Genomic DNA, 10,026 nt, shown 5'->3' on the forward strand with positions numbered 1-10,026 from the left:
AAAGTCCAGCACGATCTCCTTTGGTGGTTCGTCATGCTGTTCAATGAAGTGATGCCACAGCAACTCATGGGCCTTCACTATTGCTTGCCGATCGGCGTTCTGCTCCACCCGGCACAGCGTTGACTTGCCTGCCAGCGTATCCTCTTCACCGAGCGCTGTCTGGAGGGCCTGATCATAGCGCAGGGCCTCATGGTCGTTGAAATCTTCGTAGCCAGCGGCGACACCGAACACCCGCTGACGAACCAGAGTGTCGAGCTTATGACGAAGCTGTTCCGGTGCGCGGGGATCATGAAGCACGGTGGCCAAGCGGCGTGTCAGGCGATGGTGTTTATCGACTTCACGAAGCAGGAGTAATCCGGCGTCCGACGTGATGTGGCCCCCGGAGAAGTCGGCTTCAATTTGGCGGCGTGAGAGTGGCGAGAAGGTCAGCTTTTCAGGTACCATTTTGGAAGCGGCTGTTGGTGCTTGATGGATTGGTTAGGTTCTTGAAATCATAGCACTTTCAGCCGCTTTCTTTTATACCCTGTGAGAAATCCAGGCTAGAGTGTATGGTGGCTGCTGCCACGACATCTGGGATCATCATCATCATTCTATTTTTCTCGTTTATTGTCAGCCGTATCCTCACTCTAGAAGGTGTACCCCAGCAGTTGACCACTTTCCTGCTGGACACATTTGAGAACAGGATTGTCATTCTACTGATGGTGAATGTGTTCCTAATCATGATCGGCATGATTATGGACGATGTGAGCGTGATCGCGATTGCCAGCCCTTTGTTAGTGCCAGTAGTAGCACAGCTCGGGATTGATCCAATCCACTTCGCAGCGATAATTGGCACTAGTGTGGTGATTGGCTGCAACAGCCCGCCCATGGCACCGATTCTTTTCATGTCGTGCCAAGTCACCGAGGTTGGTGTATCTCAAGCGATCCGCCCCGCACTGAGCTTGATGCTATTTACCGCTCTCCCGGTGATGCTGATCACCACCTATTGGCCGCCACTAGCGCTTTATTTGCCACGATTACTTGGCTACGTGAACTGATGCTTGCTTGAGAAAATTTCTGCAGATGTGAAAATACCTCTAATGTCTCTCGCCGAAAGTTTAAACTATTTAAATAGGGTAGCCATGAATATGATGAAAGTTATTGAATAGTACTTGATTTTATTTTTTCCTTCTTGGTTAGAGAGGTTTTGATATTCTATCAAGAGAAAGGATGCTATTCGTGATCTAGCTTCATAACTGCCCTTATTTTATTGTTTTTTATATTGATGTGCTTGGTGGTGGCTATTACGAGAGGTCTTGATGTGAATGATAAATTTCCAAGTTTATTTAAGAATAAAAATATGGCTTATCTCGAGCCAAAAAACTCATCGGTTGCTAATGCGGAAATTAGAAGAGTTGCTTTTTTGCTGCTTGAAAATTTCTCTTTGATGGCATTTACAGGAGCCGTTGATGCATTGATAACAACTAATTTAATGAGGTCTAAAAAGATTTATGAAGTGCTAGTGGTGGGCTGTGAAGAGGGAGCTACTGTTTCTGACCTGGGTATAGAAGTAAAGAATGAAACCTCTCTATCGGCGCTTGACATAAATGCCTCACAAATAGACATGTTAATTGTGTGTGGCGGTCTTCGTGTGAGGCCCATATCTACAGCGCTTATAAGAAATAAACTGAGAACTGCCAGTAGCAAGGGAGTAGCGCTTGGCGGGTTGTGGAACGGTGCTTATTTTCTTGCTGAGGCCGGTTTATTAAATGGCTATCAGTGCGCCTATCACCCCGATGGGCGAGCAATGATGCTAGAAGCATTCAGGGAAGTATCTGTATCGACCCGAAGCTTTATTGTAGACCGTAATCGGCTGAGCTGTGCAGGCGCCAGTAGCTCTTTAAGTATGATGCTAGAGGTAGTAAGAGCGGATTGCGGTAATGAGGTTGCGAGCGCCGTGGAAGAGATGCTTAGCTGCGATAAAGGGTTGGATTCGCCTGATATATCTACTATTTCGGTTGATCAAAATCACGCGCTACCAGAAAAGCTAAAGACGTCCTTACAGCTAATGAAAAATAATATTGAAGAGCCTTTGTCTATATCGGAAATTGCTAGATGGGTTGATATTTCGAGACGCCAGTTAGAGCGCTTGTTTTGTCACTACGTGAGCGCGAGCCCGTCTCGCTATTATATGGAGCTACGTTTAACACGCGCCCGGCAGTTACTTCAACAGACCAATAAAACTGTCGTTGAAATAGCCTTAGCGACGGGGTTTGTGAGCATTTCTCATTTTCATAGCTGTTTTAGCCAGCTTTTCAACATTACTCCCGGCCAGTTTAGAAAATATTGCCAATCTCAAAGCTATTAAATTAGCGCGCTTCGTCACAAAGCAGTAAGGGATCAAATAATCCCAGCTACTCAAGCTAATCATCGGCGAATACACTGACGATATCCTTGGTTTTAGAGATCATTATGCACTGCAAACTCAATGCCACTCGTTTGCGCTGGTACTACAATCTGATCAACAAAGCTGAAATAGCAGTTGACGAGGAAGGCGCCAATACCGGCGCAGCGGAAAACGATGAGACTGACTCCCCTAAGCCAACAAAACGCTGCCCTTGGGGAGCTCAGGTGGTGTTGCTCCCTGAACTCCCTGAAGAGACTGGCCACTGCCAGGATATGGCGCCGCGCTAATGTTATGGGCGCAAAGGTGAGCGAGGAGCTACACGCGTTGCCCGCTAAGTGGCTACCAGCACACTGGCTAAAGTGCTGGGTCTTTGTTGAACGCTTATTTGCGGTTAACTGCCCGACCAACCCAACATAATCGGCACGTAAACCACTAACAGCAGCACCCCGATCAGCCCCAGCAGGTAAGGGATGATCGCGCGTGTAATTCGCTCCAGCGGCAGTTGCGTAATCGAAGAGGCCACATAGAGGTTGATCGCCACCGGCGGGGTAATCATGCCGATGGAGAGCCCTACCACGATAATCAAACCAAAGTGGATCGGGTCAATCCCCAACTGCAGCACCAGCGGTAGCAGCACCGGCGTAAGAATAATCAGCGCACTGGCGGTTTCAATAAACACCCCGGTGAGCAGAATAATCCCCACGATCAGCAGCATAATCACGTAAGGGTTGGTAGACAGTGACAGCACGGCCTGGGCAATCGCCCCAGGCACTTGCCAGCTTGAGAGCGTCCAGCTCAGCACCGCCGACATGGCAATCACCAGCATAATCACCGCGGTGGTCATCGCCGAACGGATCAGCAGCTTATAAATCTGGGGCAGGTTAAGGTCACGATACACAAACAGCGACACCAGCATGGCGTAGTTCACCGCCACTACCGCCGCCTCTGAAGGGGTGAAGATGCCCGAGAAGATACCACCCAGGATAATCACCGGCGTCATCAAGCCCCAGCTGGCGTCTTTAAAGGTCGTCCAGATGGTTGCCAGCGAGAGCAGCGTGCCTTTGGGGTACTGGCGCTTATAGGCCTGAGCAATGGCAATGGTCATTAATCCTAACCCCATCGCCAAACCCGGCAAAAAACCGTTTAAAAACAGCTTGGAAACGGACTGCTGGGCAATCACCGCGTAGATGATCATCGGCACCGAGGGCGGGATCACCACCCCGATGGTACCGCTGGCGGCGATCAAGCTGGCTGCTGAGGCCGGGTCATAGCCTTTGCGTTTTAGTTCAGGCACCAGACTGGAACCCACCGCTGCGGTGGTCGCGGCGCCAGAACCGGAGATTGCCGCAAAGAACATGCCCGCCATCACCGAGACCACCGAGAGCCCGCCGCGCATAAAACCGACCAGCGAATCGGCAAAGCTGACCAGCTTTTCGCTCACCTTACCCTGGGCCATTAAATCCCCAGCGAGGATAAACATCGGGATAGCGACCAATGCAAAGGAGTTAATGCCCTGGAACATCTGCTGGGTGACGACCATCAGCGGCACGCCGGATTGATACAGGGCATAGAGCGTGCTGGCGCCAATCGCAAAGGCAATTGGCACGCCCAGCAGCATAAACAGGAAGAACAGCCCAAACAGCAGCAGCGTCATAGCGACTCCTCCTGGGGCTGGGACGTCTCGCCGTTAAGCAGCAGCTCAATGATATCCACCACTGCATACCAGGCCATTATCGCCGCACAGATCGGCATCACCGCGTAAACGTAGGTCATCGAGAGCCGCAGCGAGGCGGATTTCTGAAAGCTCTGTACCTGCATATAGCGGTAGCCGATCACGATCAGCGTGATCATAAACGCCAAAACAATCAGCAGGGCGGCAAGCCGGGCGATTTGGCGCAGGCGGCCAGGCAGGGCATCCACCACAAAGGTCACGGCAATGTGTCGCCCGCGCTGAAACGCCAAGGTGCCAGCTAAGAAGGTGATCCATACCAACAGAAAGCGGGCGACCTCCTCAGTCCAGCCCACCGCGGTGAATAGCACCCGGGAGACGATCTGCAGGGTAATCACCCCAATCAGCGCCGCCATGCCCGCAAAGACCACGGGCTGTAGAATGGCGTCCAGAAAGCGTTCAGTACGCTGTAGCAACATTACCAATGGATGCGTGTGAGTGGGCACTTACTTCACTTCCTCCTGGATGCGTTGCAGATAGTCGCCGAACTGATCACCATACTTTTCATACATCGGGGCAACGGCTTCCTGAAATGCGGCGATATCGGGCGACTCATTAATTTCCATACCTGCCTCAGCTAATTCGGCTAACTGCTCGGCTTCCATGATGGCATTTTGTTCTCTGGCATAGCTAGAAGCTTCGCTGGCGGCATCAAGTACGATCTCCTGAACCTCCTCTTGAAGGCCGTTCCAGGTGGGTAAGCTCATAATGAAGATCGCTGGCGCATAGATATGCCGCGTCATGGTGAGGTAGTCCTGGGTTTCCGCCAGGTTAAAGGCATGGATGGCGTTAACCGGGTTCTCCTGGCCATCAATCGTGCCTTGTTGTAGGGCGGTCAGCGCTTCTGTCCACGCCATGGGCACGGCATTGGCGCCAAGTTCCCGGAATGTATCCACATAGACCTCGTTCTCGATGACGCGCAGTGTCAGGCCTTCGAGATCCTGGGGCGCATTAATCGCGTGCTGACTATTGGTGATATTGCGAAAGCCGCGCTCAGCAAATGCCAGCCCTTTAAGGTTCACATCCTCTAATTTGCCCAGTATTTCCTGGCCGATCTCACCATCCAGCACGGAGTAGGCAGATTCGGCGGTAGGGAAGAGGAAAGGCAGCTCAAACACCGAGAACTCATCAACGAAGTTGGCCACGGGCCCGTTGGTGATCACGCCCATATCGACGGTGCCGATCTGCATGCCTTCCAGAATGGTGCGCTCGTCTCCCAGAGAAGCGTTGGGGAAGATCTCGACAGAGACCGCGCCGTCGGTCTGTTCGCTGACTAACTGCTGAAAGCGTTCGGCGGCGATATGGTAAGTATCTTCTGTATTTACCACGGTCGCTAAGCGCAGATTGGTAGGCGTTATTTCCTCGGCGTGGGCCATAAGCGGTAAACCAAGCAGGCCAGCGCATATCAATGTCAAGTTTAACTGTTTGAATTTACTTGTATAACAGGATGCGGCGTGAGCGGTGAAGCGGGCGTTGTGATTCACATTATCTCCTAGTGGTGGCTGTTCTTATTGTCTTGGCGGGCTTCATCTATATCACATCGAACTAACAGGGCAAATTACTTATTTTCATTCCACTATTCGCGATAGTAATCCAAAAAATCTTTATAGATCTAGGGCTTGAGAGTGGTGATGGTTAGCGCTAGCCTGCAAACATTACGATTGATTAAATGCCTTGGAAGGCAATTGTAAGGCTTAGTGGATGGCTAAGTCTTGCTACCCATGGCAACGCCAGCTAAAACAGGAATAACCAATGGATAAGTTGCTTAACGACCTAGTAGCGGTAGTCGGCCCAGAAGGCGTGCTGCTCGGTGAAGATGTCTCCCAGCGTAGCGTCGACTGGTTTACCGGGGCGCCCTGTCGTGCCAAGGCCATTGTAAGGCCCCGCAACACCGAACAGCTTAGCAAAGTCATGGCCTTATGCTACCAGGCCGACCAGCTGGTGGTGACCCATGGCGGCATGACTGGCATTGTGCACGGGGGTGAAGCCAGCCCTGAAGAGTTGGTGGTTTCTCTTGAACTGATGAACCAGATCGAAGAGGTCGACCTGGTCGGCTCTACGATTCAGGTTCAGGCCGGGGTAACGCTCCAGCGTGTGCAGGAAGCCGCGGCGGAGATCGATATGCAGTTTCCGCTCGACCTTGGCGCCCGGGGCTCGTGCACCATTGGCGGCAATATCGCCACCAATGCAGGCGGCATACGGGTCATTCGCTACGGCATGATGCGCCAGCAAGTGCTGGGGCTGGAAGCCGTACTCAGCGACGGCACCGTGGTCAGCTCGCTGAACAAAATGCTCAAGAATAACGCTGGCTACGACCTCAAACAGCTATTTATCGGTAGCGAAGGCACGCTGGGTATCGTCACCCGCGCAGTGCTCCGGCTGCAGCCACATATGCCCAGCGAGCAAACTGCGCTGGTCGCGGTGCCCTCCTTCGATGCCTTGACCCAGCTGTTACGCAGGGTCTCCCAAGAGCTCGCCAATAGCCTTAGCGCCTTCGAGGCGTTGTGGAATAGTCACTACAAGCTGGTGACCACCGAGAGCGGTAAGCACGCGCCCCCACTGGCCGACGACTCGCCTTTCTACGCGATCATCGAAACCCTGGGGCTAGATGACACTCAGGATGCGGAGCATTTCTCCGAGATTCTGCAAAAGGCGATGGAAGACGGCTTGATCACCGATGCCGTGCTAGCCAGTTCCGGTGCCCAGCGCCAGGGCATCTGGGCGATCCGAGAGGATATCGAAGTGCTGGTGCACCAGCTGAAGCCGATGTTCTCCTATGATATCAGCCTGCCGATTCCCCATATGGACGCGTACGTTGATACCCTGGAGCAAAACCTCAAGGCGCAGTTTCCCCAAACAGGAAAAATGATCGTGTTCGGCCATCTTGGCGATGGCAACCTGCACATCATGATCACGGTGCGCGACGACAGCTCGCAGAGCCGCCGCCAAGTTGAGCAATTGGTTTACTCGCCCCTTAAAGAGTACGGCGGCTCGATCTCTGCCGAGCACGGCATTGGTCTCGAAAAACGCGATTACCTAAATATTTCCCGCTCCAGCGAGGAGATCGCTTTAATGAAGCGCATGAAAGTCGCACTGGATCCCAAGCTACTGTTGAATCGAGGCAAAGTCGTGGCGGTGGAGTGAGTTTGGCGGTTTGATTACAGGTCGCCCAGTGCGGAGGGGGCTGGTGTCATCAGCTCCCGGGTTAATTGCCGCAACCAGTGTATGCCAGGATCATGATCCTTCCTTTCATCCCAGCACAGGCAGACTTTGAACGCCGGTACGTCCAGGGGCAGAGCGTAGAACTTCAAGCTATTGTTGCGGCAAATGACCCTGGCCGCGCTCTCTGTCACCACGCAGAGCAGTGCTGTGGACACCAATATTTCCTGCAGCGGATTGATGTAGGGCGTCTTGGCGACGATTTTCCGCTCTAACCCCAACTCCCTCAGTTTTTCATTAATTAACAGCGGGCTGTCCTCACGATGTGACAAAGCGACCTGGGGGGAGTTTAAAAAAGCCTCAAGGGTAATGGCACTGCTCTCGCCATGAAATGTCGCATCACCCACACAGCCAATCACATCGTCAAACAGGTACTCATGATGAGAAGTGAGCGGCAAGGTTTCGAACTGCACCACCGCCAGGTCGATATCGTGCTCTTGAAGGACTTGCTGGGCACCCTCTGCACTTGCGATACGCGTGGAGAGCATGTTGAAACACAAATCGGGCGCGTGTTCCAAACAGTGCTGGATAAGCTTGGGTTGCAGCTGTTGGCTGACATAGTCCACCAAACTGACACGAAACTCCCGCTTTGATGTGGCGGGCGAAAACTCGTTATTGCTGTGGACTGCCTGATCGAGATAGAACAGCCCTTTGGCTACGGCGGCACCCATCTGCCGGGCAAGCGGGGTCGGTTGCATGCCCTCCAACGTCTTGATGAAAAGCGGGTCGTCCATTAACAGGCGGAGTTTTTTCAGCGAGTGGCTCACGGCCGGCTGCGTCAGGCAGAGCGCTTGTGCGGTGAGCGTCAAACTCCTTTTCCAATACAGCGTGTGAAAAACCAATAGTAAATTGAGGTTTATCTTATTGAGCCTGTTCGCCAGCTTCGTATGGGTGGTGTCAGCCATCAGGCGTGTCTCTTGGTTGGAAGGGCCGTCCCGACGCGGGAACAGCCCTCAGCCACTGCTGTAAAAGCGCTTGATCTAATGTCGGGCTTGCCTCGATGGGAAGCGAGTTACTTGAGCGCTTCCTGGATGCGCGGCAGGTAATCACCGAACTGTTCGCCGTACTTCTCATATACCGGCGCCACAGCGGCTTGGAAGGCTTCCATATCTGGATCGTCGTTGATCTCCATGCCCGCATCGCGCAGGGCCTGCAGTTGTTCGCTCTCCATTTCTGCGTTCACCTGGCGCTCATGCTCCGCTGCTTCCTGTGCCGCCGCTAGCAGTACCTCTTGGGCGTTTTCCGGTAGCTGGTTCCAGGCGGGCATACCCATCACAAAAATTGCTGGGGCGTAGGTGTGGCGGGAGAGAGTCATGTAGTTCTGGGTTTCATCCAGGTTGAACGAGTGAATCACGTTCACCGGGTTCTCCTGGCCGTCGATAGTGCCCTGCTGCATGGCGGTGAGCGCTTCAGTCCACGCCATGGGAATCGCGTTGGCGCCCAGCTCGCGGAAGGTGTCGGTATAGACCGGGTTCTCCATTACGCGGATGCGTAGGCCGTCCAGGTCTTCCGGCGAGTTTACGGCACGCTCGCTGTTGGTCAGGTTGCGGAAACCGCGTTCGGCGTAGGCCATGCCTTTCAGGTTCACCTCAGAAAGCTTGTCGAGCAACTCCTGGCCAATCGGGCCATCGAGCACTTCGTAAGCGGCTTCCGGGGAGGGGAACAGGAACGGCAGTTCGAATACCGCCATCTCTTCGACAAAGTTGGCCACCGGCCCGTTGGTGATCACGCCCATATCCACAGTGCCGATCTGCATGCCTTCCAGCAGCGTGCGTTCGTCACCCAAGGTGGCGTTGGGATAAATCTCGATATCTACCTTGCCGTCGGTGCGCTCTTCTACCAGCTCTTCAAATTTGGTGGCGGCAATGTGGAAACCATCCTGCTCATTGACCACGTGAGCCAAGCGCAGGGTGACAGGATCCATATCCGCAAAATCAGCGGCGTTCGCGGCGCTCACCAGCGCCAGTGAGATGCCCAGAGCCAGCGTGCTACGTGCAAATGTTTTCATATTATTGTGTTCCCAATGGACTAAGGTGCAGAAGTGCTCCCAAAGCATGCACCACACCAGGGAAAACGGTCAATTGACCAAAGGACTCAAGCGCCATACGGCTGGACACAGCGCCCCCGCACAGTTACGATACGCACCCACAAGCGCCCGTAGCTCAGTTGGATAGAGTATCGGCCTCCGAAGCCGAGGGTCGCAGGTTCAAATCCTGCCGGGCGCGCCAAATATCAGAAAAGGGGCCTGCGAGAAATCGTGGGCCTCTTTTTTAGTTTTGGCTGCTCGACCTTTTAGGGGAGACTGATATAACACCGCTAAGCTACGGAATGGAGGCGAAGCGTAAGCGTTCATTCCAAGACGTAGTTGACCTACTTCACGTCCCGGAGAGGTCTCAATAACTCCGGCGAGACCTTGTACTGCTTCCTGCCATCCTCATCCAGCACGATCACGCTCTTGCGGTTGATCTTGGTGACAATCCCCAGCACGGGGCCTTCCCGGCTCTCGAAGGTCACTTTCAGGCCCACCCGCAACTGGCTCAGCGCCTGGAGGTTCTCCCGGTCACGCAGTTCATCAATTCGCCGGCAGATGTATTGATTCAGTTCCAGCAACTGGTCGATGCTCATGTCGTCAATGCGCATGAACGGTGGCCTCCGGCTGTTTGTTCTGTCGGTCAGGATGGCGTGGATCGAT

The 10,026-nt window shown here is 53.4% G+C and carries 11 protein-coding genes and 1 tRNA gene; 5 read left to right on the forward strand and 7 right to left on the reverse strand.

The features are described from left to right. A partial coding sequence (locus HALA3H3_RS27335) for a transposase (RefSeq protein ID WP_238326076.1) occupies nucleotides 1–444 on the reverse strand: 444 nt, incomplete at its 3' end. 104 nt (nucleotides 445–548) lie between these two features. Between HALA3H3_RS27335 and HALA3H3_RS09765 the strand changes: the two genes are divergently transcribed. The 3 genes from HALA3H3_RS09765 (at nucleotide 549) to HALA3H3_RS09775 (ending at nucleotide 2,673) form a co-directional block, all read left to right on the forward strand. Then, nucleotides 549–1,037, forward strand: a complete 489-nt coding sequence (locus HALA3H3_RS09765; protein ID WP_022521373.1) for a TRAP transporter large permease subunit — start codon at nucleotides 549–551, stop codon at nucleotides 1,035–1,037. 263 nt (nucleotides 1,038–1,300) lie between these two features. Beyond that, on the forward strand, nucleotides 1,301–2,347 hold the full coding sequence (locus tag HALA3H3_RS09770) for a GlxA family transcriptional regulator (RefSeq protein ID WP_022521374.1): 1,047 nt from the start codon (nucleotides 1,301–1,303) through the stop codon (nucleotides 2,345–2,347). Between the two features lie 104 nt (nucleotides 2,348–2,451). Continuing rightward, nucleotides 2,452–2,673, forward strand: a complete 222-nt coding sequence (locus HALA3H3_RS09775; RefSeq protein WP_022521375.1) for a hypothetical protein — start codon at nucleotides 2,452–2,454, stop codon at nucleotides 2,671–2,673. A gap of 104 nt (nucleotides 2,674–2,777) precedes the next feature. Here the strand turns inward: HALA3H3_RS09775 and HALA3H3_RS09780 are convergent, their stop codons facing one another. The 3 genes from HALA3H3_RS09780 to HALA3H3_RS09790 are packed head-to-tail and all read right to left on the reverse strand — an operon-like array spanning nucleotide 2,778 to nucleotide 5,599. Next, nucleotides 2,778–4,040 carry a TRAP transporter large permease gene (locus HALA3H3_RS09780; RefSeq protein ID WP_022521376.1) on the reverse strand — a complete coding sequence of 421 codons (1,263 nt, stop codon included), beginning with the start codon at nucleotides 4,038–4,040 and terminating at the stop codon, nucleotides 2,778–2,780. After that, complete coding sequence (locus tag HALA3H3_RS09785; protein WP_053857159.1) at nucleotides 4,037–4,534, reverse strand: TRAP transporter small permease; 498 nt, start codon at nucleotides 4,532–4,534, stop codon at nucleotides 4,037–4,039. Before HALA3H3_RS09785 ends, HALA3H3_RS09780 begins: the two co-directional genes overlap by 4 nt. A 27-nt stretch (nucleotides 4,535–4,561) precedes the next feature. Continuing rightward, complete coding sequence (locus tag HALA3H3_RS09790; protein WP_022521378.1) at nucleotides 4,562–5,599, reverse strand: TRAP transporter substrate-binding protein; 1,038 nt, start codon at nucleotides 5,597–5,599, stop codon at nucleotides 4,562–4,564. A gap of 268 nt (nucleotides 5,600–5,867) precedes the next feature. On the opposite strand from HALA3H3_RS09790, the gene HALA3H3_RS09795 reads away from it, so the two are divergent. Then, the gene (locus HALA3H3_RS09795) at nucleotides 5,868–7,259 is read left to right on the forward strand and encodes an FAD-binding oxidoreductase (RefSeq protein WP_022521379.1); all 1,392 of its coding nucleotides are present in this window, start codon (nucleotides 5,868–5,870) and stop codon (nucleotides 7,257–7,259) included. 14 nt (nucleotides 7,260–7,273) lie between these two features. Here HALA3H3_RS09795 and HALA3H3_RS09800 read toward each other — a convergent pair whose 3' ends face one another. After that, on the reverse strand, nucleotides 7,274–8,239 hold the full coding sequence (locus HALA3H3_RS09800) for a LysR family transcriptional regulator (RefSeq protein WP_022521380.1): 966 nt from the start codon (nucleotides 8,237–8,239) through the stop codon (nucleotides 7,274–7,276). A 107-nt stretch (nucleotides 8,240–8,346) separates the two neighbouring features. Next, on the reverse strand, nucleotides 8,347–9,342 hold the full coding sequence (locus HALA3H3_RS09805; protein WP_022521381.1) for a TRAP transporter substrate-binding protein: 996 nt from the start codon (nucleotides 9,340–9,342) through the stop codon (nucleotides 8,347–8,349). Nucleotides 9,343–9,485: 143 nt separating this feature from the next. Between HALA3H3_RS09805 and HALA3H3_RS09810 the strand changes: the two genes are divergently transcribed. Next, a tRNA-Arg gene (locus tag HALA3H3_RS09810) sits at nucleotides 9,486–9,562 on the forward strand. Between the two features lie 142 nt (nucleotides 9,563–9,704). Here the strand turns inward: HALA3H3_RS09810 and HALA3H3_RS09815 are convergent. Beyond that, nucleotides 9,705–10,026: hypothetical protein (locus HALA3H3_RS09815; protein WP_238326078.1), on the reverse strand; the 322-nt coding region annotated here is incomplete at its 5' end.

This window comes from Halomonas sp. A3H3 (assembly GCF_000982975.1).
Classification (GTDB): Bacteria; Pseudomonadota; Gammaproteobacteria; order Pseudomonadales; family Halomonadaceae; genus Vreelandella; species Vreelandella titanicae.